The following is a 23,589-nucleotide window of genomic DNA, read 5'->3' as shown; positions in this document are numbered from 1 at the left end:
TGAAATTGCAGGGATTTTGGCAACCGATGAAACCGAAAATCTTCATTGACGGCGAACATGGCACGACAGGCCTGCAGATCAGGGCGCTGCTGGCCGACCGCGGCGACCTGGAGATCATCTCCATTCCCGCCGATCGCCGCAAGGAAGCCGCGGCCAGGGCCGAATTCCTCAACGCCGCCGATGTCGCGATCCTCTGTCTGCCGGATGCCGCGGCCAAGGAAAGCGTATCGCTGATCGAGAACGATACGACCAAGGTCATCGACGCTTCGACCGCGCATCGTGTGGCCGAAGGCTGGGAATATGGCTTTGCCGAGATGGACAAGGATCAGGCCAACAAGATCGCCAGCGCAAAACGCATCGCCAATCCCGGCTGCTGGCCGCAGGGCCCTATCGCGACGCTGCGTCCGCTGGTCTCGGCCGGCCTGCTGCCTGCCGATTTCCCCGTCACCGTCAACGGCATCTCCGGCTATTCCGGCGGCGGCCGGCCGATGATCGAGGACTATGTCGGCAAGGGCGAGGACGCGCCTGAATTCCTGCCCTATGGGCTCACGTTGCAGCACAAGCATGTGCCGGAGCTCAGGACCTACGCGAAGCTGTCGCACGATCCGATCATGCAGCCCGCCGTCGGCAATTTCGCGCAAGGCATGATCACGGTGGTGCCGTTGCAGCTCGGCGGCCTCAACCGTGTGCCGAGCGGCGCGGAGCTTCATGCGGCGATCGCCGATCACTATGCGTCGGTCGGCGGCGGCGTGGTCGAGGTTGCGCCCTATACGCATATGGAGCGCATGCCGGAGATCGATCCGGAGGCCTATAACGGCACCAACCGGATGAAGATCTATGTGTTCGCCAATGACGAGCGGGCGCAGGCGCTGCTTTTGGCCGTCTACGACAATCTCGGCAAGGGTGCTTCCGGCGCTGCCGTGCAGAATCTGGACCTGATGCTCGGCATCAAGCACTGAGCGACGATGCGCAAGGCGCGCCTCAGCCTCTGACGGCGATCTCGGTCGACAGCGGATAGGCACCCTTGGTGCCGCGCCAGTGCGCGGCGGCGAAGCCGAGCACGATCAGCGCGACGCCTTGATGGGTCAGCGCCATATGCAGCGGCACCTGCATCAAAAGCGTGCCGATGCCGATCGAGGCCTGCGCCAGCACCAGCAGGAACAGCAGCGTGGCGCGGCGGGCATGCGTGGTGCCGGGCTGACGCCGCCAGGTGGCGATCATGTGCCAGAGCGCCACCGCAAAGAGCGTGTAAGCGCCGAGCCGGTGCACGAACTGCACCGTCTTCGGGTTCTCGAAGAAATTCAGCCAGGCAGGTTTCAAGAGCAGGAGATCGGCCGGGATCACCTTGCCGTCCATCAGCGGCCAGGTGTTGTAGGAGAGACCGGCGTGGAGGCCGGCAACCAGGCCGCCGAGATAGATCTGGATCAGTGCCAAGAGCACGATCGCGCCGGCAAGCCGCTGGGTCGAGCGGTCGGCGGCGCGCTCGGAGTGCGGCGCCAATCCTCGCGCGACAACCATGGTGGCGGTGAAGATTAGCGCCGCGAGCGTCAGATGCGTCGCCAGCCGGTACTGGCTGACCGAGACACGGTCGACTAGACCCGAGGCCACCATCCACCAGCCGATGGCCCCCTGCAGGCCGCCGAGCAGAAGTATACCTAGAAGCTTCGGCCCGAGGCCGCGTTCGATGCGGCGCGTCGCCCAGAAGAACAGCAGCGGCAATGCGAAGACCGCGCCGGCGCTGCGGGCGAGGATGCGGTGCACCCATTCCCACCAGAAGAGCGACTTGAAAGCTTCTAAGCTCATGCCCTTGTTGAGCTCTGTATATTGGGGGATCTGCTGGTAGCGCTGGAACTCTTCCTGCCATTCGGCATCGTTGAGCGGCGGGATCACGCCGTGGATCGGCTGCCATTCGGTGATCGACAGGCCGGAACCGGTGAGCCTTGTGGCGCCGCCGACCAGCACCAGCGCGGCCAGCACGACCAGCACGAAATAGAGCCAGCCGCGCACCAGCGCGCGGTTGTGCAGATCGCGGTCGCGGGCGGCGTATGGGGCCGTGGTGGTTATGGCGGCCATGGGAGTTTCCCGGCAGTTGAAATCGCGGGATTGGTGGACCATGGCCGCCCGGCTGGCAAGACCGGACAGCGCGGCACGCCGTCGCGCCGGCCCGCGGCGGTTGCGCCCGCTCCCCAATCGGCCTAAGCGAGGCGGGTCAACGGGACCGCGACATGCCCATTCGCCTGAAAAAGCTGATCGGAACCATCCTGCTGGTGGCGCTGGTCGTCATCTACGCGCTGATCGCCTCGGCCATCGCGGTCACAAGGCTCGCCGAATACGGCTCCTTGGCGCATTTCCTGTTCTTCCTGCTCAGCGGCTTGCTCTGGGTGCTGCCGGCGATGGGCATCATCAAATGGCTGATCCTGGAGCCGCCTCAGAAGGGCTGAGCGCGGCCGCGCCAACGCTAACGTGATTCATACGTGATTGCGCATGGGACTAGCTTGCCTGGCTTGACCGCATGGCAGGGAGGGCTTGCGTCATGCCAAAAGCCGCGTTCGCAGGATTGATCCTGATCATCGCCTGCATGGCGGCCTCGATGGCAGCCGCCGAAACCATCAACGTGTCGGACGATCATGGCGGCAGCGTCGCCGCGTACAGCCAGCGCTGGAAGGGGCTCGCCGCGCGCGGCGTCAATGTCCGCATCGTCGGCAAATGCCAGTCGGCCTGCACGGTGCTGCTCGGCTACATTCCCCGCAGCCGCATCTGCGTGATGCCTGCGGCAAGCTTCGGCTTCCATCTGGCGCACCGCACCGACATGACCGCCGTCTTGTGGAATGCCTATGCTGCCGACATCCGAGGCTGGATCAACGCGCATGGCGGGCTTGCGTCACAGCTCAAATGGATGAGCGCGCCGGACACCTACCGCTATTTCCACAGATGCTGACGCCCCTTCGGGCTAAATGGTCACGACCATCTTGCCGGCATTGGCAAGCGGCGTCGTCACACCCGACAGCATCGTGCGGATATGGGCGACGCTCTGGTAGCGGCCGTTGACGGAGATGCGCGGCAGCGCATGCAGGAAGCCGGCATGCTCGGCTCTCAGGACGCCATGCCGGGTCGTCACCGCCGAGACATAGCCGGCATCACGAGCGAAGCCGACCTCGCGGCAGCCAACCGCACTGGCATAACCGTAGGGGTAAGCGAAGTGGCGCGGCTCTGCGCCCAGCCGTTCCATGAGGATACGGCGGACGTCGCCGATCTCGTGACGCGCTTCCGCCTCGGACAACCGCTTGAGGTTGCGGTGGTTGACGGTGTGCGCGCCGATCGTCACCAGCGGATGGGCGGCCACCCTGCGAATCTCATCCCAGTTCATCAGGGTGCCGGAGCGGCCGGTGCCGAGCTCGATGCCGTTGGAGCGCGCCAGTTCACGCAGCGCGGCGCACTGCTGTTCCTCCGGGACCTCCAGGGTCAACCACGCGTTCAGCCTTGCAATCGCCTGGATCTTTCGGCCGGGTGTCGAGCAATCGACGACCTTCGATCCTCTCGCAGTCTTCAGCGTCAGGTGTGAGCCGGTGTCGACGATATCCTCGATGACTTCCCACCACAGGTCGACGGCACCGTCGATCAGGCCGGGCGCGACATAGATGGTGATCGGCGCACCGTGCTTCTCCAATACCGGCAGCGCCTCCGTCATGTTGTCGCGATAGGCATCGTCGGCGGTGATGGTGGCGAACTGGCCGTGTTTGCCGCCCGCTTCGATGCGTTCGATCGCTTCATCAAGGGCAACAAAGGCATAGCCCCTTTCCTTCATGTCGGCGATCAGCTTGTCGAGGAAGGCAGGGGCGATGTTCAGATGGCGATTGACGCTGTTCGGCTTCTCGGGCGTCGCGGTCACGCGATGCAACATCAAGATGGCACCGATGCCGCCGACAAACGGCCTCGCCAGCGGAGCGAGACCGGTGTAGCGGGCAACGTTCAACGCCAGCTTCCGGATTGCCTCGGCCCCGTCGATCATTCCTTCACCTTTTGCGCCTAGGCTCATCCAAGGACCTACGCGAACCCCAGGTTGCAACCAATACGTCTTAAGGATTGAGGGATGGTTGACGCCGCCGCGTCATTTGACGGCAATCGCGTCGCTGCCAACGAAGCGCCGGCGCGTGCGCCTGCCTCGAGCCGAGGCAGACTGACGGCGGCGGTGACCGATGGCACCGGTCTTGCGGGCTATGCGGAATTCTGCGCTTCAGCGCTGTTTGCTCCGGCGCAGAGCGCGTCCTGGGTGAGCAACTGGGCGGCCAAGACCAAAGCCGATATGGCGGTCGCCACGCTAAGCATCGAGGGTCGACCGGCTCTTTCGCTGGCGCTGGAAGTGGTCCGAAACGGCCCGTTCCGCGTCGCTCGTCTCGCCGGCGGACGTCATGCCAACGGCAATTTCCCCGCAACCGACCCACGGCTTTTGCCTGCTGTAAACGGTCCTGCGATCCGCTCCCTGCTCTCGTCAATCGCCACGGCACGGCCCGACATCGACCTCGTTTCGCTGGAGCGGCTGCTGCCCGATCTCGACGGCACCGCCAACCCGCTCGCCGCGTTGCCCAATTTTGCGAGCCCTAACCTTGCGCTGGCCGTCGACCTCGATGGCGGCTTCGAGGCGCTGCTCAGCCGCGCGAGCGGCAAGCGGAAGCGCAAGAAGCACCGCTCGCAGACGCGCAAGTTCGAGGCCGTCGGCAGCTTCCGCCGTATCGAGGGGCGAAGCCGCAAGGAGGTCGACAGGTTGCTCGACGCTTTCTTCGACATGAAGCAGGCGCGCTTCGCCAAGATGGGCATCGCCAACGTGTTCGGCGATGAAGGCGTGCGCGCCTTCTTCCGGGCGCTGTTTGCCGATGCGCTTGCCGAGCAGGAGCCATCCTTCCTGCTGCACGGGCTGGAGGTAGCGGGAAAACTTCGCGCCGTTACCGGCTCCAGCCGCTCAGGCAAGCGCCTGATCTGCGAGTTCGGCGCGATCGCCGAGGATGATCTCGCCTTCACCAGCCCCGGCGACTTCCTGTTCTTCGACAACATCCAGGAAGCCTGCGAGCAAGGCTTCGACCTCTATGATTTCTCGGTCGGCGACGAGCCCTACAAGCGGCTCTGGTGCGACATTGAGGTCCGGCATTTCGAGGTGCTGATGCCGCTGACGCTGAAAGGTCGCGTGCTAGCCACAGGGCTGCGGCAAGGCGCGCGGGCGAAGGCCTTCATCAAGAACAATCCGACGGTGTGGACACTGACCAAAAGCTTGCGCCGGAAGGCTGCCGGACAGGCCGCCCCTATTGTTGCCGAGGACGACGCCTGACCGTCGACCGTCAGCCCGAGACTCAAATCCGAGCACTTCGCGGGCGATATCTGCTCAGGCCGCCGACCGGCGTCCGGGCAACGGATCTCCCGGTTCATAGCCAACCGGCGTGACCAGCGTGACGTCCGGATAACCATTCTCGATCAGCTTGACCGCCGCCTGCGTGACCTCGTCATCGGCTTCGAGCATCGACAGGAAGACTTCCGTGCCATCGCCAACCAGACGGCCGATGCCTTGTGCGTCGGCAGGGCCGCATTCGACGACGACGAGGTCGTAAGCCGTGGTCAGCGACTGCATGATGATCGGCAGCCGGTCGGCGGCGCGCATGGCGCGGATAGGATCGGCGGTACCGACCGGAATCACATGCGCGTCCGAATAGAGATCGGGATGGATGACGTCGCTGAACTGCGCCTCGGAGGCCAGCAGATTGGTGATGCCGGGAAGCAGTCCGCTGTCCAGCATCGGGCGCGAGGCGGCGCCCGAGGCGGTGAGATCGAGCAGGAGCACCCGCAGGCCCGCATCCGACACTTCGCGCGCCACCAGCACGGCGGTGGCGGCGGCCTCGTCACCTTCCGGGGAGACAAAGATGGCGCGCGCGGCACCCGAGGCAATCAGCTTTTCCGCCGCCTTCTCGACATCGATCTCGCCAAGTCTCGGCTGCCATGACCGGCGCGCTTCGGGCTGTGCCGGGTCTGGTGGATCTACCGGCTCGGCAGGCGCTGCCTCCATGACGGTGCCCTGCCCGATCCGCTCGTCAGCGACCGAATCGTCGCTAGCTTCATCTTCGGCATCGGCGAGCGCCGGTTCGGTGCGCGCCACCGGCATCGCCACCTGTTCGATCGGCTCGAATCGGGCTCCGGCGGCCGGACGCATGGCACGGCCGGAGAACAATTCCCTCAGAAGCGTGCTGATCGCCATCAGCAGCAGCGACGCGGCGGCGGCAGCACCAGTGATCGGGCCGATCTTCGGGAAATACGGTTCGGTCGGCACCTGTGCTTTCGAAAGCAGACGGGCGTCGACCGGCAGATAGTTGCGGTCCGCGCGCGAAGCCGCCTCGCGGTAGCTTGCCATATAGGATTCGAGCTGCTGGCGCTGGGCATTGGCGTCGCGCTGCAGCGCATCGAGCTCCACCTGCTGCTCGCCGGCACGGGCCGAAGCGGCTTTCAGCGTGTTGACCTCCTGGACCAGCTGGTCCTCACGAGCTTTGGCGGTCTGTGCCTGAGTCGCCAATCCCTTGAGGATCTTCTGCGCCTCGTTGCGGATCTGGCCGTTGAGATCGGCAAGCTGCGACTTCAGCGCCCGGATGCGAGGATGGTTGTCGAGCAGCGTCGTCGACAGATCGGCAATATTGGTCCTGAGCTCTACCTGCCGCTCGAGCAGGCGCTGGATCAGCTCGGAAGACAGAACTTCCGGCACGCTGTCGAGCGTGCCGCCATTCTGCAGCGCCTTGCGCACGCTGTCGGCGGTCGCCTCGGCGGCGGCGCGGTTGGCGCGCACCCGTGAAAGCTCGCTCGACAGTTCCGAGAGCTGCTGGGTCGCGAGCACCGAATTGTTGCCGCCCATCAACAGGTCGGATTGCGCGCGATAGGCGGCAACCTTGGCTTCGGCATCCTTCACCCGGTTCTGCAGATCGGTGATTTCCGGGCCGAGGAAGCCTGTGGCGGCGGTGTTCGATTCCATCTTCGCACTGCCTTTTGAGGCAAGGTAGGCCTGCGCAATGGCGTCCGCGACCTGGGCGGCGAGCTTTGGATCGTTCGAGGAGAACTCAACGGCAATTACGCGGGATTTTTCAACGCCGTAGACGTTGAGCTTATCGTGCATTGCCTTGAGCACGCGCTCTTCCGGCGGGATGTCGAAGGGATCGCTCTTCAGGCCGACAAGCACAAGCGCGCGACTGAGCGCCGACATCCTCAGCGCTTCGTCGAATTCCGGCAGTTTTTCCAGGTTGAGGTCCGAGGCAACCTTCTTGAGGATATCGGGCGAGGATATGATCTGGACCTCGGTGGCCACCGCCTCCTCGTCGGTTGCCGGCTTGTCGTCGTTGGTTGTGCCGGCCGGCCGCGTGAAGATCGATTCGCGCGGCCCGATCTCCAGCTTGGCCACTGCCTTATATTGCGGCGTGGCCAGCCAGGCGAAGGCAAACGCCAGCCCGGTCACGACAAGCGTGATGAGAACAATGCGCAGCCAATTCCTCGCCAGGCTGGCGAAGAGCTGTCTCAGGTCGACATCGACATCTGCGGCCGCGGACTGAACGGACATGCATCCTGCTCCGAACTTTGAGTCGAGGATGGACCGTAAACAACTATGGTAACTCAGCCGTTAAGATCAGGATGCGTACTTATAGAACGCACTCAAAGAACGTCCTGCGAAAGCAATAGAACAATTGGCTTTTTTGCCAGCAGCCGATGAGTCTAAGGCCCATCCTTTACCGACCATTAACCCTAACAGGATGATAACGGGCGCACTTCCTGGGGTTGGCCGCCTCACCGGTGGCGAGAGCGACGAAGGTTCGTGTCCGATCATGAAAAGCACTGCTCATCTCTTTCGCGCCATGCTCGCCTTGTCGCTGCTTACCGGCTGTTCCAGCTACCGGCCGGCGCCCGCCGCCTTTCATGAAGTGCTCGACCAGCCATACAGACTCGGCGCCGGCGACCGCATCCGCGTCACGGTGTTCGAGCAGGACGGGCTGACCAACACCTACAGCGTCGACCAATCCGGCTACATCTCCTTCCCGCTCGTCGGCGCCGTGCCGGCGCGCGGCCACACCGCCCAGCAGCTCGAAAAGGAAATCGCCGATAAATTGCGCCAGGGATATCTGCGCGATCCCGACGTCTCGGTCGAGATCGACCGCTACCGGCCGATCTTCGTGATGGGGGAAGTCGGCGCCGCAGGGCAATATTCCTATGTGCCGGGATTGACGGTGCAGAAGGCGATCGCGATCGCCGGCGGCTTCACGCCGCGCGCCAACCAGGAAAGCGTCGACATCACCCGCGATATCAACGGCAAGGTGATGACCGGCAGGGTGCAGACATCCGATCCGCTCCTGCCCGGCGACACCGTCTACGTCCGCGAACGCCTGTTCTGAAAATCAACGTGGCGGCTCACCTTCGGATCGTCCACTGCTTCCGCTCACCTGTCGGGGGAATCTTCCGGCATGTGCGCGACCTGACCGAGGCGCAGGTCGCCGCCGGCCATTCCGTGGGCATCGTCTGCGATTCGACCACGGGCGGGGACTATGAGGAGCGGCTGTTCGGAGCGATGAAGGAGCGCCTGGCGCTCGGCATCCATCGCACGCCGATGCAGCGCCATATCGGACCGGGCGACATCGCCGCGGCCTGGCGCACCTATCAAATCATCAAGGAATTGCGGCCGGACGTGCTGCACGGGCATGGCGCCAAGGGTGGCGCCTATGCCCGTCTGTTCGGCTCACTGTTGCGGGTTTCAAGGTCTCGCGTGGCCCGCCTTTATTCGCCGCATGGCGGCTCGCTGCACTATGACGAAACGACGGCGACCGGAAAGCTGTTCTTCGCGCTGGAGCGTTTCATGGCCCGCTTCAGCGACTGCCTTCTGTTCGTTTCCGACTACGAGCGGACAACTTATCGACGGAAGGTCGGCGAGCCGCCCATCCCCAACAGGCTGGTCTATAACGGCCTGCGGGCCGTCGAGTTCGAACCGGTGGCGCCGGCGGCTGATGCGGCCGATCTCATATACATCGGCATGATGCGCGATCTCAAAGGCCCGGACATCTTCATCGATGCGCTGGCGCGCGCCGGCAGGGAGCTCGGACGCCGGCTAAGCGCGGTGATGGTCGGTGCCGGCGACGACCTGCCACGCTACCACGCTCAGGTGGAGCGACTCGGACTGAAGGGCCACGTCCGCTTCCTGCCGCCGATGCCGGCCAGAGAAGCCTTCGCCCTGGCCGAGCTGATCGTCGTCCCGTCCCGCGCGGAAGCAATGCCCTATATCGTGCTCGAGGCGCTGGCAGCCGGCATGCCGATGATTGCCACCGCCGTGGGCGGCATTCCCGAGATCTTCGGCGAAGACTCCCCTGCCCTGATCCGACCCGATGCCCGCCAACTTGCCGACAGGCTCAGAACGGCTTTCGACGATCGCGGCGCCTACCGCAAGCTGATGCCGCAAAAGCCCGAGTTGAAAGCGCGATTCGGGGCCGACGTGATGGCGGCCGAGATCGAGAAGGCTTACTTCGCGGCGCTAAAGCTTTAGAATTTACTAATCTAGCTATAGGCGTGAAAAAAACCGCCAGTCGTCGCAAGCAACAACACGCATTCAAAGCCACCTGTTGTTTCAAGGCTTTCTTAGCTCTCTTTTGCTATTCACTCGCGCGAAGCTCGCGGACAATCCCCATGAACGAGATCGACCCCGCGCACCGCTTTTCGATGGAAGCGGTGCGCAAATTCGACGGCCCGACCGAAGCTCAAGTGCCCGGCATCAATGACGTGGCGCGACAGGTCGCCTCGCAGTACCGGCGCGATACGATGTCGCCGATCATGGTCAGCGGCGTGCTGCGCATGGTCGAATTCGCCGTGCTCTTCCTGTCAGGCATCTGCCTCTATTTCTACTATGTCGGCTTCTTCAACTATCTCGCCTGGCAATATCCGCTGACGATCGCGGCAGCTTCGTTCCTGGCGGTGGTGCTGCTTGACGTCAGCGACAGCTACCAGATCGCGGCGCTGATGCGCCCCCTCGCCAATTTCGGCCGCGTGCTCGTCGTCTGGGCCGGCACCTTCGCGCTGATGGCTCTCACGGCCTTCGCCGTGAAGGCCTCGGAGGACTATTCGCGCCTCCTGTTCGGCAGTTGGTTCGTGGTCGGCTTCGTGCTGATCTTCGGGCTCAGACTGGTGATGTCCAGGCTGATCAGGCGCTGGGCGCGCGACGGGCGCATGGAGCGCCGCGCGCTCATTGTCGGCGGCGGCAAGTCGGCCGAAATGCTGATCCGCTCGGTCGAGAAGCAGCCGTACAACGACATTCGCATCTGCGGCATCTTCGACGACCGCGGCGACAAGCGTTCGCCGCCGATCGTCGCCGGCTATCCGAAGCTCGGCACCATTTCCGAGCTAATCGAGTTTGCCCGCATCGCCCGCATAGACATGCTGATCGTGTCGCTGCCGCTGACGGCGGAATCGCGCGTGCTGCAGCTTTTGAAGAAGCTCTGGGTTCTGCCGGTCGACATCCGGCTCTCGGCGCATTCAAATGCGCTGCAGTTCCGCCCGCGCGCCTATTCCTACATCGGCTCCGTGCCGATGCTCGACATCTTCGACAAGCCGATCAACGACTGGGACTCGGTCGCCAAGCGCAGCTTCGACATCATCTTCTCGCTTGTCGGCATCATCGTCTTCTCGCCAGTGATGCTCGCCACCGCGATCGCCATCAAGCTCGACAGCAAGGGGCCGGTGCTGTTCAAGCAGAAGCGCCACGGCTTCAACAACGAGGTCATCGAGGTCTACAAGTTCCGGTCGATGTATATCGACAGGTCGGACCCGACCGCCAAGCAGACGGTGACCAAGAACGACCCGCGCGTCACCCGCGTCGGCCGCTTCATCCGCAAGACCTCGATCGACGAGCTGCCGCAGTTCTTCAACTCGCTGTTCGGCTCGCTGTCGCTGGTCGGGCCGCGCCCGCATGCGATCGCCGCCCAGTCGCACAACCTGCTCTATAACGAGGTGGTCGACGGCTATTTCGCCCGCCACAAGGTCAAGCCCGGCGTCACCGGATGGGCGCAGATCAACGGCTGGCGCGGCGAGATGGACACCAATGAAAAGATCCGCATGCGCACCGAATACGATCTCTACTACATCGAGAACTGGTCGATGCTGTTCGACCTGCGCATCCTGTTCCTGACGCCCGTCCGCCTGCTCAACACGGAAAACGCCTATTGAGCGCGCTCGCGCAGGAGTTGCCGGCGGACGCGGTCAGCAAGTTGCCGCCCCAGGCGGTCAACCAGTTGCCGCCACAGGCGGTCAACGCAAAGCTGATCGCGCTGATCTCGTCGGCCGCTATCGTCGTCGGCATCCTGCTTTCCGGCTTCGTCATCAGCGAGCCGGCACCCTACGAGCTCTACATGGCCGGGCTGATCGCCGTCTGGGCGCTGTTCGGCCTCAAAATATCGCGAGCGATATTGCCGCTGCTGGTGCTGTTGGTGGCGATGAACATCGGCGGCATGATCGCGATGACGCAGATGGCGGACCTCGCCAACACGCCGCTCTATCTGGCGGTCTCGCTGTTTCTCGCCTTCAGCGCGGTCTTCTTCGCCTCGGTGACATCGGTCCAGCCTGACTTCTACCGGCTGATCTTCATCGCCTATGTGGTCTCGGCTGTGGCGACCTCGCTGCTGGGAATAGCCGGCTACTTCCATGCCTTTCCGGGCGCGGAGATGTTCACAAAATACGACCGCGCCGCCGGCGCCTTTCAGGACCCGAACGTGTTCGGTCCGTTCCTGGTGCTGCCCGGCACCTACCTGCTTTATCTGCTCTTGACCGGCCCTGTATCACGCATGCCGCTTCTGGCGGTGCCGCTATTGATCATCACCGCCGGCATCTTCTTCTCCTTCTCGCGCGGCGCCTGGGGCATGTTCGCGGTTTCGGCGGTGCTGCTCACCGCTTGCCTCTTCCTGCAGAGCGCCAGCGGCATGTTCCGCCTGCGGGTCGTGGTGATGACGATAGCCGCGCTCGCGCTGCTGATCATCGCCATCCTCGTCATCCTGCAGCTGCCCGGCGTGTCGGACATGTTCACCCAGCGCGCGCATCTCGAGCAAAGCTACGATACCGCGCGCCTCGGCCGCTTCGCACGCTATACGATCGGCTTCCAGCTGGCACTGGAACACCCGTTCGGCATCGGCCCGCTGGTCTTCGGCACGATCTACGGCGAGGACACGCACGACATCTGGCTGAAGGCGCTGATGGACTATGGCTGGCTGGGCTTCGTCTCGTTCCTGACGCTGACCCTGTGGACGATCTGCGCTGGCTTCCGCATCCTCCTGCGCGCCCGTCCCTGGCAGCCCTATCTGCTTTGCGCCTACGTCGCCTATCTCGGCAATATCGGGCTCGGCACCTTCATCGACATCGATCACTGGCGCCATCTCTATCTGCTGCTCGGGCTGATCTGGGGCGCGATCGCGCTGGAATACCGGCACCAGAAGGAATTGCGGTTGGCGCGCGCCGTCCCTGCTGCGGCACAGTCATCGGCGAAATAGCCGCCGAATTCGGTTGACCCGCACGGGGTTCTCACGATACATCGCCACCCGGTCCGGAGTGTAGCGCAGCCCGGTAGCGCACTTGACTGGGGGTCAAGGGGTCGTCGGTTCGAATCCGGCCACTCCGACCATTTTTCAAGCCTGAGACTTGTCCCCCAGAAGTCCTCTCCAATCCCTACTGGCACACGTCGACCCATTTGGCGTCGACAAGTTCGGCCATCCGCTGCGGCGAAATCCGCACGGCGGCATTCGTCGCGCCGGCGGCGGGAACGACCTCGTCGAAGGCCCGCAGCGTCACATCGCAAAAGACCGGCAGCGGCGTCGGCAGACCGAAGGGGCAGACGCCGCCCGGCGGGTGGCTGGTCGCGGCAAGCACCTGTTCGCCGTCGAGCATGCGCGGCTTGCCGCCGAGCGTGTCCTTGCATTTGCGGTTGTCGAGCCTGGCAGTGCCGCTGGTCACGACCAGCATGGTCTCCTCGCCGACGCGCAGGCAGATGGTCTTGGCGATCTGCGCCGGCAGCACGCCATGAGCGTCGGCCGCCAGTGCCACGGTCGCCGAGCTCGCTTCGGTGACCAGCACCTCGATGTCGGGAGCGTGTTCGGCAAAGAAGGCGCGGACCGATTCCAAGCTCATGAGCGAAACCTCAATCAGGCATGTTGGCCACTCGATGCCGCCGAATCGTGGCAGCGGCCGGGATTGCCGCATGGCGCGCTGGCAGTTGGCAAGGGCCAGGGGACCATCTGTGGAAGGCGCAAAAAGCCCGCCAGGGCGGGCCATGGCGGGCTTTTTTCGCGGACGCTTCGGCGTCTCTATTGCTGTGTGGGCCGATTCTCTTCGGTCGGCATCATGATCAATTCCTCTTCCGGCACTTGCAGCGCGGAAGCGATACGCCTGAGCTTGGCGGGGTCGGCATCCTTGCCGTCCTCGATGTCGACGATCTCGCCCACGGCCAGGCCGCAGGTCAAGGAAAGCTCCTCAATCGTATATCCCCTCGTTTCGCGGACGGCTTTCAGCGGATTGAGGCCGGACGCGGCAATGATGTTGTTGGAAACAGCGTTTCTTGCGGTGTTGGGCATGGCAACTCCTTGGGATGAAACAACACAGATGAAATGTGGCGTTGCCTGAGACGGGCGGGAGAATGGCCGTTAACGGATGATTTGCCAAGAGGCCGTTTTGGCCGTCACGCCATCGTGACCGTGGTCATCGGCTGGGAGCCGAGGCCGCAGGCCACCGACATGTAAGGTGGCGCGAAGCCCAATCAAGATCTTTTGAAGCGCCGAAGGCCGCACCCGCCGGCATTTTGCCCACTCCGATTCGTTAGCTCTCGTCGCTTGCCGGAAGGCGGGCGACGCCAGCCCCTTTGAAGAGGATCGGATTCCATGAAACTGAAGCTATTCGCTATCGTACTCGGCATGATCTCAGGCTTTGCGGGCGCCGCTCAGGCGGACACCGTGCGCTTGCGCGGCACGGTGGTCGACCTCGCCGGTACGACGCTGAAGGTGAAAGCCCGCGACGGCAAGACCGATACGATCACCCTTTCCCCCGACTGGATGATCTCCGGTGTCGCCAAGGCGTCGGCCGCCGATATCAAACAGGGCGATTTCCTCGGCATCGCATCGGTGTCCAAGGCCGACGGCGGCAGCGGCGCGCTGGAAGTCGTGATCTTCCCGGCGGCGTTAAAGGGAACCGGAGAAGGCGACCGCGATTGGGATTTGCAGCCCAACAGCCGAATGACCAACGGCACTGTCGCCGACGTGACCGAGGTCAACGGCAGGACCGTGACGCTGACCTACAGCAATGGCCAGAAGAAAGAGATCGCCATCCCGCAATCGACGCCGATCGTGAAATTCGCGCCCGCTGCGCCTGCGGATCTCAAGCCAGGCATGACCGTGTTCGTGAGCGCCGAGCGCGGCAGCGGCGGCAAGCTCGTTTCGCGCCGGGTGGTGGTCGGCAATCATGGCGTGGCGCCGCCGATGTGAGGCGCGCAGCTGACGCATCAGGCTCGAAAAGCATGATGTCGAGCCGTCCATGCGCGCCCGCAAGGGCGCGCGGCGCGATGGTGGTTCGCCAGAAACAATCCAGAAACAAAAATCTACAGTCCGGAAAAAGTGTCGAAAAAATCCAGGAGGATAGTGCCGATCGCGGGGCTTGGGTCACCGATTTGGTCCGGTGAACTCCGGAACGCCCGCGTAAAAGGAAACGAAATCATGAAGAAGTCCCTCCTCTCCGCGCTCGGGCTGGCTCTGGCCCTGGCATTCACCATGCCGATCCTCGGCACGACCAGCGCCGATGCGGCCCCGGTGGTAAAGCACCACCACCACAAGCATCATCGCCGGCACCACCATCACCACCACCACCATCATCACCACCATAAGAAGGTGGTTGAGAAGAAGGCCTGATCCTTCCCACATGCCGATGGGAAGACAGGCCTTCATTGTATGGTCGCGCAAGTCTTCCCATCGGAATTTTTCGCTTCGTGGGACAAGCCTCTCCTTTGAGCACCCGCTGTCCCCTGATGAGCGCAGCCGGGTTCGATCGCTTGTCAAGCGGTCCCGACCTCTTGCCGCATCAAGTCGCCACTGCCCAACGAGCGCTTAGCGCTGCTGGCAGATCCGGCACCTACGGTAATCCCTGAACCCTGACACCTTCACAGCAATGCTCGCCAGGCGACAAAAATCGCGCGGGCCATGAACCTTTCCATTGGAGGCCGCACCAAGCGGTCATGGACGCCACGAAGGCGTTCCTCAACCCGACCGGGACGCCAGAAAGCGCTCCCAGCAACCAATGGAAGGAAATGCTCAAATGACCAACTTCAAGCGTATCTCGCTCGCCGCCGCCTTCGTCGTCTCGGCTTTCGGCTCGGTTTCCGCGCCGGCCTTTGCCGGCACGCATCCGACCGGCGACGGCGGCGCGGTCTGCAAAGGCTCCGGCTCCTGTCTGGTGCTGCAGCTCGACTGTAAGGGCACCTACACCGACGCCACCGATAAGAACGGCACCGTCTACGGCAAATGCAGCCAGGTCATGAAGGTCGATCCTAAGAGCCGGATCAAGCTCGCGAACTGATCGAAGCCGGAGCCCACTCCATCCCGATTTCATCCGGTTGGGCTCTCGTGCTGACGGAATGGCGGCCGGCGCGAACGGTCGCCATTTCTGTTTCGCAGCCCGGAGTCAGCGCCGGCTGATCAGAAGGCCGGCAAGCAGGCCGACCACGACCAGTCCGACGGCGGCCACGGTGGCCGGATGCTCGCGCGCGGTGTGCTCGAGCGCCCTGCCCCGGCGCCTGATTGCCGGCAGCGCCTCGTGAAAGCGGTCGGCGAGCTGCGAATAATAATCGGACGCCGCCTCGCGGCCGTCCTCGTAATAGGCGTCGCCGCGTTTGGCCAAGGCTTTCCTGACATCGTCAAGTTGACGCGAGAGCGCCGCGACCTGCCTGTCCAGATCAAGATCGGAAAGGGTCGAAAACCACGCCATGCCTGATGTCCTTCTCTTGCAGAGAAGGGCTAACGCATGGATGCCACAGCAGTTCCGGCTGTCAGAGACGTCGGCCGTCCAAGCCGCCGGAGCGGCACCCGAAGCTCAACGGACCTGGTCGAGCAGGCGCTTGCACTCCAGGAGGTCGAAGAGCGCCTCCTGCAGCAAGGCCCGGTTGTCGCGCGACAATTTCGAGGAGTCCGGCTGCACGGGACCTTCGTCGTCTCCCTTGCCAAGGCCGAAGAAACGGCGGCTGGGCTTCACCTTGGGCTGACCGACCAGCGCATCCTCGTCGCCGCGCGGCTGGGCAGCCGCGGTCAGCGGCACCTGCTCGGCCTGGCGGCGCTGCGCGATCGCCTCGACGGCTGCCATGTCGCCATTGCCGATCGCGACCAGGAAATGGTTGCCGTTCTCGCGCAACAGCTTCTGCACGCCTTTGATCGTATAGCCCTGATCATAAAGCATGTGCCGGATGCCCTTGATCAGTTCGACATCCTGCGGCCGGTAGTAACGGCGGCCGCCACCACGCTTCATCGGCTTGATCTGGTTGAAACGGGTTTCCCAGAAACGCAGCACGTGCTGCGGCAGGTCGAGATCTTCCGCAACCTCGCTGATGGTACGGAAAGCATCGGGGCTCTTGTCCATGGGCGAATCCTCACGCTGGACCGCAATCCGGAGTTGATCCGAATCGCACCTTATTTCAGCGGTTTATGAAGCGATATTCAAGCCCGGCGTCAAAGGGGCCGCGGTTTTCAACCGGCATTCGAGGGTTACTTGACGCCCTTGGCCTTGCTGTTCTGGTGCGAACGCAAGATGCGGTTCTTCAGCACGTTCGAGGATTTGAAGGTCATCACGCGGCGCGGCAGGATCGGCACTTCTTCGCCGGTTTTGGGATTGCGGCCGATGCGCTCATTCTTGGAGCGGACATGGAAAGTCGCGAAGGAAGACAGCTTCACCGTCTCGCCGCGAACGATGGCTTCGCAAATCTCATCCAGGACGGCCTCGACCAGCTCGGCCGATTCAGTTCGCGACAAACCAACCTTGCGGTAAACGGCTTCGGCTAGGTCGGCACGCGTCAGTGTCTTTCCCCCCATGCGACCGTCCCATCAGCTCAAAAACATAAATCGATACAGGCAGCGGCAGAGCGTAAGTAATTGATCCGGCAAGGTCAAGGACCGAACCCACGCGCTCGGCACTTACCAGCGCAGCAACACCGCGCCCCAGGTAAAACCCCCGCCCATCGCCTCAAGCAGAACAAGGTCGCCCTTCTTGATGCGGCCGTCGGCGACGGCCACCGACAAAGCGAGCGGCACGGAGGCAGCCGAGGTATTACCGTGCAAATCGACGGTGACCACGACTTTCTCTTCGGCTATCCCGAGCTTCTTGGCGGAAGCGTCAATGATCCGTTTATTGGCCTGATGCGGCACGAACCAGTCGAGGTCTTCCGCCGTGATGCCGGCCTCGGCGAAAGTGGCCTCGATCACGTCGGTGATCATGCCGACCGCGTGCTTGAACACCTCGCGGCCTTCCATCCTGAGATGGCCGACCGTTCCCGTGGTGGACGGGCCGCCGTCGACGAAGAGTTTTTCCTTGTGGACGCCATCCGAGCGCAGGCTGGCGGCCAGCACGCCGCGATCGGCGATGTTGCCAGCCCCTTTCGCCGCTTCGAGCACCACGGCGCCGGCGCCATCGCCAAACAGCACGCAGGTCGAGCGGTCGCTCCAGTCTAGGATGCGCGAGAAGGTTTCGGAGCCGATCACCAGGACGCGTTTTGCCAGCCCGCCGCGGATATAGAGATCGGCGGTGGCGACCGCATAGACGAAGCCGGAACACACGGCCTGCATGTCGAAGGCAAAGCCGTGATGCATGCCGAGGCGGTTCTGGATTTCGACAGCCGTCGCCGGGAACGTGTTATTAGGCGTCGAGGTCGCCAGCACGATCAGGTCGATATCCGCTGGCGTCAGGCCGGCGCTGTCGAGCGCGGCGCGCGCCGCCGCCTCGCCCAGCGAGGCCGTCGTCTCGTCATCGGCCGCGACGTGGCGCTGGCGAATGCCGGTGCGCTGGACGATCCACTCGCCGGAGGTCTCGACCATGCCTTCGAAATCGGCATTCTTCATGATGCGGCGGGGCAGCGCGGCACCGTTGCCGCGCACAACTGATCTGATCAAGGTTCGTTCCTATTCCTCGGCCTCGACGGCGACGCCGGATTTCCTGTTTGCCTGGGCAGTCGGATTGCGCGCATGGAACAGATCGAGATCGGCCTCGATCCGGTCAAGCAGATTGTTGCGCACCATGTCGTAGCCGAGCTCGATCGCCGCGGCAAAGCCATCCGAATCGGCACCGCCATGGCTCTTCACCACAATGCCGTTCAGGCCCAGAAAGACGCCGCCATTGGAGCGGCCGACATCCATCTTTTCGCGCAGCCGGTCGAAGGCACCTTTGGCAAACACGTAGCCGATCCTGGCCATCAGCGTGCGGCTCATGGCGGCCCGCAAATAGCCCGCGATCTGCCTTGCCGTGCCCTCGGCGGTCTTAAGTGCGATGTTGCCGGCAAAGCCCTCGGTGACGACCACGTCGACCGTGCCCTTGCCGATGTCGTCGCCCTCGACGAAGCCGCGATAGTTCATCGAGGCCATGTTGGCCTCGCGCAGCATGCGCCCGGCCTCCTTGACTTCCTCCTGGCCCTTGATCTCCTCGACGCCGACATTGAGCAGGCCGACGCTCGGCCGCTCGATACCGAACACCGAGCGCGCCATTCCGGTGCCCAAGATGGCGAAATCGACGAGCTGATGCGCATCCGCACCGATGGTGGCGCCGACATCGAGCACCACGCTCTCGCCGCGCGTCGTCGGCCAAAGCGCCGCGATCGCCGGGCGGTCGATGGTGGCCATGGTGCGCAGGCAGAATTTCGACATCGCCATCAACGCGCCGGTGTTGCCGGCCGAGATGCAGGCCTGCGCGGCGCCGTTCTTCACCGCCTCAACCGCTTTCCACATCGACGATTTCCAGCGGCCGTGGCGCAGCGCCTGGCTCGGTTTGTCGTCCATCCTGACAGCGATCTCGCAATGGACGAACTCGCTCACCTCGGCGAGCTTGGGAAACTTGGCCAGTTCGGGACGCACAGCGTCCTCGCGGCCATAGATGACGAAACGGATGTCAGGGCGGCGGATGGCGACCGTCATCAGCGCGGGGATGACGACGCCTGGTCCGTGATCCCCGCCCATGGCATCGATGGAAATCCTGATCACGCGGTGTTTTTCTCACGGTTTGCCTGGCTAGCGGCGGGCGCCTGCCGAGGTAAGGGGGCTCGCGAAGGTTCGGCGAAAATAGCGGTTTTGGGCTGCCGCACAACCTACTTTTCCAAAATCCAGGCCGCCTTCAGGATTTTCCGAGCAGCGAGCGCAGCTTTTTCTGGAATTCGCTTTCCTCGGGCTGATCGTCACCCGCGCCCTCGAGCGTGGCGCCGGGCTTGCGCGGATAAGGGTCGATCGCCAGGCCGAAAAATTGCTCGGCGAGCGCCCCGACATCGATAGTGTCGCCGGAAAAAGTTTCCGGGCTGTCGGGTCCGTCGGCGTCGAGAACGATCTCGCCGCCGCCGTCGAAGCCTTCGCGTCCGAGTTTCGACTGCTCCGGCAAGAACAGCGCCTCGACGGGCTCGTCGATGTGAGCCGCAACCGGATCGAGTGTGACGATGCAGGCCTGGGTGATGTCGGCTTCGACGCGGCCGCTGACCTTGACGCCGTTGCGTTTCCAGGACGCCACCAAGAGCTCGGCGCGGTAGCTTTCGACGGAAAGCAGGTCATGTTCGGCGGCAAGCGCAGTGCGCTGCCTTTCGTCGGCCTCGATTGCAACCGGCAAACCCTTTTGCGGCAGGCGGGCGACATTGGCGACAAAGGATACGGGGCTCTGCGGTTCGGCGTGCTTCATTCTCGCCTCCTTCAGGTGGCTCCGGCGGCCGGGAACGCGACGGCGCCGGCCATGATCGATTCGGTCGGCTGAGCGGCAAGCTGCCCGGTCGCCGCGCTAACATAATTCGCCAGCAGCGACGCCTCAGGCCATTCGCCGGCATCGGGCCTGACATTGCGGGCGAGCGCCACGGCAAGCGCCGCGCCGTCGTCGTCCCGCAAGGCTTCGTCGTAGGCCGCAGTGCGGCCATAGAACATCTTTGCCAGCTTCTTCATGCGCTTCGGCACGCCGACATCGCTGATGCCGAGTTCCCTCAGCGAATGGTCGACATCGAGGAAGAACTCGTCAATCAGCACCTGAGCGATCTCGGCCGCAGCCCCGCCCTCGCCGCGCAGCCGGTGCTGGATCAGGTACATATGGAGCGACAGCATCTCGAAGCGGCCGAGCGGCGTATCCGGCACATTCCAGTCGGAATATAACACCGTTTGCCGCGCCGCCGCCACGATTTGTGCGTAGAGCGCCTCGGTGATGGCGCGGTTGGCGTGACGTTCGCGACCAAAAAGGCGCTGGAACATTGAGGGTGGTCTCCCGGGGACCTTTTGTTTGATGTGGCCTTGTTGCATCGGCATGCAAGCTGGTTTACCGGTTTTGCGGCCCAGCGCAAGCTGCGGGGATGTGATGGAGAATTGTTGTTGGGTGCGCTGAAATTCAAGTCGTTTTTCATGCCTGTGCGGGCGGGCGTGGCCACTCTGCTGGTGGCGGTATCCGCGCTTTCCGCCTGCAATTCGTCCAAGATGTTCGGTGATCTACGTCCGAGCGAGACGCTGACGAAAGGCTACGTCATCGACCAGGCGGCGATCGACTCGGTGCCGGTCGGATCGAGTCGCGAGCAGGTTCTTCTTGCGCTGGGCACGCCGTCGACGACGGCGACCTTCGACAACGAGGCGTTCTATTATATCTCGCAGACGCGCAAGCGCTACGTCGCCTTCGACAACCCGCGCATCGTCGACCAGCACGTGCTGGCGGTCTATTTCGGCGCCGACGGCCGCGTCACCCAGATCGCCAATTACGGCCTGAAGGACGGCAAGGTCTTCGACTTCATCTCGAGGACGACGCCGACGGGCGGCAAGGACCAGAACTTCCTCAGCCAGATCATCAACGGCGCCAGCAAGCTGGCGCCCGGGATCCCGGGCGGCGGCACGCCCTGAGTTCGCTGTCAGCGACGTCCACGGACCAAGACCCGCCGAATCCGCTTCGGCGGGTTTTTTGTTTCGCCGAAACGGCTTGGCCGTAAACAAAACCCGCGGGATCGCTCCCGCGGGTCACTTGGTGCAGAAAGAATGTGGCTCAGCCGTGCGCGAGCACGGCCAGGAGCAGCAGCGCCACGATATTGGTGATCTTGATCGCCGGATTGACCGCCGGGCCGGCGGTGTCCTTGTAGGGATCGCCGACGGTGTCGCCGGTGACCGAGGCCTTATGCGCCTCGGAGCCCTTCAGGTGCTTGACGCCATTCTTGTCGGTAAAGCCGTCCTCGAACGACTTCTTGGCGTTGTCCCAGGCGCCGCCGCCGGAGGTCATCGAGACGGCGACGAAGAGGCCGTTGACGATGACGCCGAGCAGCGAGGCGCCAAGGGCCGCGAAGGCCGAGGCCTTCGAGCCCGAGATCAGGAGCACGCCGAAATAGACGACGAGCGGCGCCAGCACCGGCAGCAGCGACGGTATGATCATTTCCCGGATCGCTGCCCGGGTCAGCAGGTCGACGGCGCGCGCGTAGTTCGGTTTCGAGGTCCCGGCCATGATGCCCTTGTCCTCGCGGAACTGCTTGCGCACTTCCTCGACGATCGAACCCGCCGCGCGGCCGACAGCGGTCATGGCGATGCCGCCGAACAGATACGGAATGAGGCCGCCGAAGATCAGGCCGGCAACGACATACGGGTTGGAGAGGTCGAAGGAGATCTCGCCCATGCCCTGGAAGTACGGGTACTTGTCGCCATTGGCGGCAAAGAACCTGAGGTCGTTCGAATAGGCCGCGAACAACACCAGCGCGCCGAGGCCGGCGGAGCCGATGGCATAACCCTTGGTCACGGCCTTGGTGGTGTTGCCGACCGCGTCGAGCGCGTCGGTGGAGTGGCGCACTTCCTTGGGCAGGCCCGACATTTCGGCGATGCCGCCGGCATTGTCGGTGACCGGGCCGAAGGCGTCGAGCGCCACGATCATGCCGGCGAGCCCGAGCATGGTGGTGACGGCGATCGCCGTTCCGAAGAGGCCGCCAAGCTGGTAGGTGGCGATGATGCCGCCGACGATGACGATGGCCGGCAGCGCCGTCGATTCCAAGGAGACCGCGAGGCCCTGGATGACGTTGGTGCCGTGGCCGGTCACCGAGGCCTGGGCGATCGAATTCACCGGGCGTTTGTTGGTGCCAGTGTAGTATTCGGTGATCACCACGATGAGGCCGGTCACCAGAAGACCGATCAGGCCGCAGATGAACAGGTTCTTGCCGGTGATGACGATGCCGGCGACGGTGCCGACCTCTCCCCAACCGAGAGTGGCCGAAGTAGCGACGGCCAGGCCGACGATCGACAGCAGGCCGGTGACGATCAGCCCCTTGTAGAGGGCGCCCATGATCGAGCCGTTGGAGCCGAGCTTGACGAAGAAGGTGCCGACGATCGAGGTCAGGATGCAGGCGCCGCAAATGGCGAGCGGATAGAGCATGGCGGCGCCCAGCACTGCAGTGCCGCCGAAGAAGATTGCGGCCAGAACCATGGTGGCGACGACCGTCACCGCATAGGTCTCGAACAGGTCGGCGGCCATGCCGGCGCAGTCGCCGACATTGTCGCCGACATTGTCGGCGATGGTGGCCGGGTTGCGCGGATCGTCCTCCGGAATGCCAGCTTCCACCTTGCCGACGAGGTCGCCGCCGACGTCGGCGCCCTTGGTGAAGATGCCGCCGCCGAGACGGGCGAAGATCGAGATCAGCGAGGCCCCGAAGCCGAGCGAGACCAGCGCGTCGATGACGATGCGGTCGTTTGGCTGCAGGCCCATCGGGCCGGTCAGGATGAGGTAGTAGATGGAGACGCCGAGCAGCGCCAGGCCCGCCACCAGCAGGCCGGTGATGGCGCCCGACTTGAAGGCGATGTCGAGGCCGGCGGCGAGGCTGTTGGAAGCAGCCTGCGCGGTGCGGACATTGGCGCGCACCGAGACATGCATGCCGATGAAGCCGGCAGCGCCCGAAAGCACCGCGCCGATCAGGAAGCCGATCGCGGACGTGATGGAGAGCAGCCACCAGGCGAGAAGAAGCACGACGATGCCGACGACGGCGATGGTGGTGTACTGGCGCGCCAGATAGGCTTGAGCACCTTCGCGAATGGCGGCGGAGATTTCCTGCATGCGCTGGTTGCCCTGATCGGACGCCAGGACCGATCGTGTCGCCCAGATGGCGTACAGGACTGACAGCAAGCCGCAGGCGATGACGGCGGTAATGATGGTCATTGCCGAATTTTCCTCGATTGATGGCCCAGAAGAACCCCTCCCTGGGCCGTTGGGACGGAGATGAACGCCGCACACGGAATCCACCCCTTGGCTAAGGTGTATGCGAAACAGGGCTGGGAACGTCAAGATATTGTTCGGTTTTTGCCCGGCTTTCGCCGGAAAGACGAACGCCGCGACTCACCGGCAGGGGCC

The 23,589-nt window shown here is 63.7% G+C and carries 25 protein-coding genes and 1 tRNA gene; 13 read left to right on the top strand and 13 right to left on the bottom strand.

The genetic code is table 11. The annotated features are described in order from the left end of the window. Window positions 1-26 precede the first annotated feature (26 nt). Window positions 27-959: an N-acetyl-gamma-glutamyl-phosphate reductase gene (gene argC, locus A9K66_RS27765; RefSeq protein ID WP_067330105.1), complete on the top strand. Its 933-nt coding sequence runs from the start codon at window positions 27-29 to the stop codon at window positions 957-959. 22 nt (window positions 960-981) lie between these two features. Here the strand turns inward: argC and A9K66_RS27760 are convergent, their stop codons facing one another. Continuing rightward, window positions 982-2,073: a COX15/CtaA family protein gene (locus A9K66_RS27760; protein WP_082954115.1), complete on the bottom strand. Its 1,092-nt coding sequence runs from the start codon at window positions 2,071-2,073 to the stop codon at window positions 982-984. 152 nt (window positions 2,074-2,225) lie between these two features. Between A9K66_RS27760 and A9K66_RS27755 the strand changes: the two genes are divergently transcribed. Next, window positions 2,226-2,441, top strand: coding sequence for a DUF2842 domain-containing protein (locus A9K66_RS27755; RefSeq protein ID WP_067330098.1), 216 nt, complete (start codon window positions 2,226-2,228; stop codon window positions 2,439-2,441). A 92-nt stretch (window positions 2,442-2,533) separates the two neighbouring features. After that, on the top strand, window positions 2,534-2,938 hold the full coding sequence (locus tag A9K66_RS27750; protein ID WP_067330095.1) for a hypothetical protein: 405 nt from the start codon (window positions 2,534-2,536) through the stop codon (window positions 2,936-2,938). 12 nt (window positions 2,939-2,950) lie between these two features. Here the strand turns inward: A9K66_RS27750 and A9K66_RS27745 are convergent, their stop codons facing one another. Beyond that, window positions 2,951-4,009, bottom strand: coding sequence for a polysaccharide deacetylase family protein (locus A9K66_RS27745; RefSeq protein WP_067330091.1), 1,059 nt, complete (start codon window positions 4,007-4,009; stop codon window positions 2,951-2,953). A gap of 81 nt (window positions 4,010-4,090) precedes the next feature. Here A9K66_RS27745 and A9K66_RS27740 point away from each other — a divergent pair, with 81 nt between their 5' ends. Continuing rightward, on the top strand, window positions 4,091-5,320 hold the full coding sequence (locus tag A9K66_RS27740) for a GNAT family N-acetyltransferase (RefSeq protein WP_067330088.1): 1,230 nt from the start codon (window positions 4,091-4,093) through the stop codon (window positions 5,318-5,320). 54 nt (window positions 5,321-5,374) lie between these two features. Here the strand turns inward: A9K66_RS27740 and A9K66_RS27735 are convergent, their stop codons facing one another. Continuing rightward, complete coding sequence (locus tag A9K66_RS27735) at window positions 5,375-7,579, bottom strand: exopolysaccharide transport family protein (RefSeq protein WP_067330084.1); 2,205 nt, start codon at window positions 7,577-7,579, stop codon at window positions 5,375-5,377. A 262-nt stretch (window positions 7,580-7,841) separates the two neighbouring features. Between A9K66_RS27735 and A9K66_RS27730 the strand changes: the two genes are divergently transcribed. The 5 genes from A9K66_RS27730 to A9K66_RS27710 all read left to right on the top strand — a co-directional run bounded on the left by A9K66_RS27730 (window position 7,842) and on the right by A9K66_RS27710 (window position 12,661). After that, on the top strand, window positions 7,842-8,405 hold the full coding sequence (locus A9K66_RS27730; protein ID WP_067000804.1) for a polysaccharide biosynthesis/export family protein: 564 nt from the start codon (window positions 7,842-7,844) through the stop codon (window positions 8,403-8,405). An 8-nt stretch (window positions 8,406-8,413) separates the two neighbouring features. Continuing rightward, window positions 8,414-9,544, top strand: a complete 1,131-nt coding sequence (locus A9K66_RS27725) for a glycosyltransferase (RefSeq protein ID WP_067330081.1) — start codon at window positions 8,414-8,416, stop codon at window positions 9,542-9,544. Between the two features lie 140 nt (window positions 9,545-9,684). Beyond that, window positions 9,685-11,217 (top strand): undecaprenyl-phosphate glucose phosphotransferase, encoded by a 1,533-nt coding sequence (locus tag A9K66_RS27720; RefSeq protein ID WP_067330077.1) that lies wholly within the window; start codon window positions 9,685-9,687, stop codon window positions 11,215-11,217. Window positions 11,218-11,282: 65 nt separating this feature from the next. Next, entirely contained in the window at window positions 11,283-12,530 is a 1,248-nt protein-coding gene (locus A9K66_RS27715) for an O-antigen ligase family protein (RefSeq protein WP_067330218.1), read from the top strand. 54 nt (window positions 12,531-12,584) lie between these two features. Beyond that, window positions 12,585-12,661: transfer RNA gene (locus tag A9K66_RS27710), tRNA-Pro, on the top strand. A gap of 44 nt (window positions 12,662-12,705) precedes the next feature. Here the strand turns inward: A9K66_RS27710 and A9K66_RS27705 are convergent. Together A9K66_RS27705 and A9K66_RS27700 are read right to left on the bottom strand one after the other, a co-directional pair. After that, on the bottom strand, window positions 12,706-13,164 hold the full coding sequence (locus tag A9K66_RS27705) for a YbaK/EbsC family protein (protein ID WP_067330215.1): 459 nt from the start codon (window positions 13,162-13,164) through the stop codon (window positions 12,706-12,708). Window positions 13,165-13,340: 176 nt separating this feature from the next. Next, window positions 13,341-13,607, bottom strand: a complete 267-nt coding sequence (locus A9K66_RS27700; RefSeq protein WP_067330074.1) for a helix-turn-helix transcriptional regulator — start codon at window positions 13,605-13,607, stop codon at window positions 13,341-13,343. A 303-nt stretch (window positions 13,608-13,910) separates the two neighbouring features. Here A9K66_RS27700 and A9K66_RS27695 point away from each other — a divergent pair, with 303 nt between their 5' ends. The 3 genes from A9K66_RS27695 to A9K66_RS27685 all read left to right on the top strand — a co-directional run bounded on the left by A9K66_RS27695 (window position 13,911) and on the right by A9K66_RS27685 (window position 15,594). Further along, a complete protein-coding gene (locus A9K66_RS27695) occupies window positions 13,911-14,510 on the top strand; it encodes a hypothetical protein (RefSeq protein WP_067330070.1) in 600 nt (199 codons plus the stop codon). Window positions 14,511-14,738: 228 nt separating this feature from the next. Further along, on the top strand, window positions 14,739-14,930 hold the full coding sequence (locus A9K66_RS29935; protein WP_082954114.1) for a hypothetical protein: 192 nt from the start codon (window positions 14,739-14,741) through the stop codon (window positions 14,928-14,930). 403 nt (window positions 14,931-15,333) lie between these two features. Then, the gene (locus A9K66_RS27685) at window positions 15,334-15,594 is read left to right on the top strand and encodes a hypothetical protein (protein WP_067000787.1); all 261 of its coding nucleotides are present in this window, start codon (window positions 15,334-15,336) and stop codon (window positions 15,592-15,594) included. 105 nt (window positions 15,595-15,699) lie between these two features. On the opposite strand, the gene A9K66_RS27680 is transcribed toward A9K66_RS27685, so the two are convergent. From A9K66_RS27680 to A9K66_RS27650, 7 genes are all read right to left on the bottom strand, one after another. Beyond that, on the bottom strand, window positions 15,700-16,002 hold the full coding sequence (locus A9K66_RS27680; protein ID WP_067330064.1) for a DUF883 family protein: 303 nt from the start codon (window positions 16,000-16,002) through the stop codon (window positions 15,700-15,702). A 105-nt stretch (window positions 16,003-16,107) separates the two neighbouring features. After that, window positions 16,108-16,647 carry a MerR family transcriptional regulator gene (locus A9K66_RS27675; RefSeq protein ID WP_067000781.1) on the bottom strand — a complete coding sequence of 180 codons (540 nt, stop codon included), beginning with the start codon at window positions 16,645-16,647 and terminating at the stop codon, window positions 16,108-16,110. A 125-nt stretch (window positions 16,648-16,772) separates the two neighbouring features. Continuing rightward, window positions 16,773-17,096: an integration host factor subunit alpha gene (locus A9K66_RS27670; RefSeq protein ID WP_067000778.1), complete on the bottom strand. Its 324-nt coding sequence runs from the start codon at window positions 17,094-17,096 to the stop codon at window positions 16,773-16,775. A gap of 102 nt (window positions 17,097-17,198) precedes the next feature. Further along, complete coding sequence (locus tag A9K66_RS27665; RefSeq protein WP_067330061.1) at window positions 17,199-18,170, bottom strand: beta-ketoacyl-ACP synthase III; 972 nt, start codon at window positions 18,168-18,170, stop codon at window positions 17,199-17,201. Between the two features lie 9 nt (window positions 18,171-18,179). Then, window positions 18,180-19,250 (bottom strand): phosphate acyltransferase PlsX, encoded by a 1,071-nt coding sequence (plsX, locus tag A9K66_RS27660; protein ID WP_067000757.1) that lies wholly within the window; start codon window positions 19,248-19,250, stop codon window positions 18,180-18,182. Window positions 19,251-19,380: 130 nt separating this feature from the next. Next, window positions 19,381-19,929, bottom strand: coding sequence for a DUF177 domain-containing protein (locus tag A9K66_RS27655; RefSeq protein WP_067330058.1), 549 nt, complete (start codon window positions 19,927-19,929; stop codon window positions 19,381-19,383). Between the two features lie 11 nt (window positions 19,930-19,940). Next, a complete protein-coding gene (locus A9K66_RS27650) occupies window positions 19,941-20,483 on the bottom strand; it encodes a ubiquinol-cytochrome C chaperone family protein (protein WP_067330055.1) in 543 nt (180 codons plus the stop codon). Window positions 20,484-20,600: 117 nt separating this feature from the next. Here A9K66_RS27650 and A9K66_RS27645 point away from each other — a divergent pair, with 117 nt between their 5' ends. Further along, window positions 20,601-21,116, top strand: a complete 516-nt coding sequence (locus tag A9K66_RS27645) for an outer membrane protein assembly factor BamE (RefSeq protein ID WP_067000750.1) — start codon at window positions 20,601-20,603, stop codon at window positions 21,114-21,116. Between the two features lie 139 nt (window positions 21,117-21,255). On the opposite strand, the gene A9K66_RS27640 is transcribed toward A9K66_RS27645, so the two are convergent. Next, complete coding sequence (locus A9K66_RS27640; protein ID WP_067330052.1) at window positions 21,256-23,397, bottom strand: sodium-translocating pyrophosphatase; 2,142 nt, start codon at window positions 23,395-23,397, stop codon at window positions 21,256-21,258. Window positions 23,398-23,589: the final 192 nt, after the last annotated feature.

It is taken from the genome of Mesorhizobium sp. AA23 (assembly GCF_001672435.1).
Classification (GTDB): Bacteria; Pseudomonadota; Alphaproteobacteria; order Rhizobiales; family Rhizobiaceae; genus Mesorhizobium.
Note: the sequence above shows the minus strand (reverse complement) of the source record. Positions and strands in the feature narration are given on the sequence as shown.

What these genes read in the sequence shown, in the direction of transcription:
- A9K66_RS27740 (WP_067330088.1), top strand. Translation starts at nt 4,091, where the DNA reads ATGGTTGACGCCGCCGCGTCATTTGACGGCAATCGCGTCGCTGCCAAC.
- A9K66_RS27745 (WP_067330091.1), bottom strand. Translation starts at nt 4,009, where the DNA reads ATGATCGACGGGGCCGAGGCAATCCGGAAGCTGGCGTTGAACGTTGCC.
- A9K66_RS27735 (WP_067330084.1), bottom strand. Translation starts at nt 7,579, where the DNA reads ATGTCCGTTCAGTCCGCGGCCGCAGATGTCGATGTCGACCTGAGACAG.
- A9K66_RS27685 (WP_067000787.1), top strand. Translation starts at nt 15,334, where the DNA reads ATGACCAACTTCAAGCGTATCTCGCTCGCCGCCGCCTTCGTCGTCTCG.
- A9K66_RS27730 (WP_067000804.1), top strand. Translation starts at nt 7,842, where the DNA reads ATGAAAAGCACTGCTCATCTCTTTCGCGCCATGCTCGCCTTGTCGCTG.
- A9K66_RS27680 (WP_067330064.1), bottom strand. Translation starts at nt 16,002, where the DNA reads ATGGCGTGGTTTTCGACCCTTTCCGATCTTGATCTGGACAGGCAGGTC.
- A9K66_RS27760 (WP_082954115.1), bottom strand. Translation starts at nt 2,073, where the DNA reads ATGGCCGCCATAACCACCACGGCCCCATACGCCGCCCGCGACCGCGAT.
- A9K66_RS27750 (WP_067330095.1), top strand. Translation starts at nt 2,534, where the DNA reads ATGCCAAAAGCCGCGTTCGCAGGATTGATCCTGATCATCGCCTGCATG.
- argC (WP_067330105.1), top strand. Translation starts at nt 27, where the DNA reads ATGAAACCGAAAATCTTCATTGACGGCGAACATGGCACGACAGGCCTG.
- A9K66_RS27700 (WP_067330074.1), bottom strand. Translation starts at nt 13,607, where the DNA reads ATGCCCAACACCGCAAGAAACGCTGTTTCCAACAACATCATTGCCGCG.
- A9K66_RS27720 (WP_067330077.1), top strand. Translation starts at nt 9,685, where the DNA reads ATGAACGAGATCGACCCCGCGCACCGCTTTTCGATGGAAGCGGTGCGC.
- A9K66_RS27675 (WP_067000781.1), bottom strand. Translation starts at nt 16,647, where the DNA reads ATGGACAAGAGCCCCGATGCTTTCCGTACCATCAGCGAGGTTGCGGAA.
- A9K66_RS27705 (WP_067330215.1), bottom strand. Translation starts at nt 13,164, where the DNA reads ATGAGCTTGGAATCGGTCCGCGCCTTCTTTGCCGAACACGCTCCCGAC.
- A9K66_RS27755 (WP_067330098.1), top strand. Translation starts at nt 2,226, where the DNA reads ATGCCCATTCGCCTGAAAAAGCTGATCGGAACCATCCTGCTGGTGGCG.
- A9K66_RS29935 (WP_082954114.1), top strand. Translation starts at nt 14,739, where the DNA reads ATGAAGAAGTCCCTCCTCTCCGCGCTCGGGCTGGCTCTGGCCCTGGCA.
- A9K66_RS27670 (WP_067000778.1), bottom strand. Translation starts at nt 17,096, where the DNA reads ATGGGGGGAAAGACACTGACGCGTGCCGACCTAGCCGAAGCCGTTTAC.
- A9K66_RS27695 (WP_067330070.1), top strand. Translation starts at nt 13,911, where the DNA reads ATGAAACTGAAGCTATTCGCTATCGTACTCGGCATGATCTCAGGCTTT.
- A9K66_RS27650 (WP_067330055.1), bottom strand. Translation starts at nt 20,483, where the DNA reads ATGTTCCAGCGCCTTTTTGGTCGCGAACGTCACGCCAACCGCGCCATC.
- A9K66_RS27655 (WP_067330058.1), bottom strand. Translation starts at nt 19,929, where the DNA reads ATGAAGCACGCCGAACCGCAGAGCCCCGTATCCTTTGTCGCCAATGTC.
- A9K66_RS27640 (WP_067330052.1), bottom strand. Translation starts at nt 23,397, where the DNA reads ATGACCATCATTACCGCCGTCATCGCCTGCGGCTTGCTGTCAGTCCTG.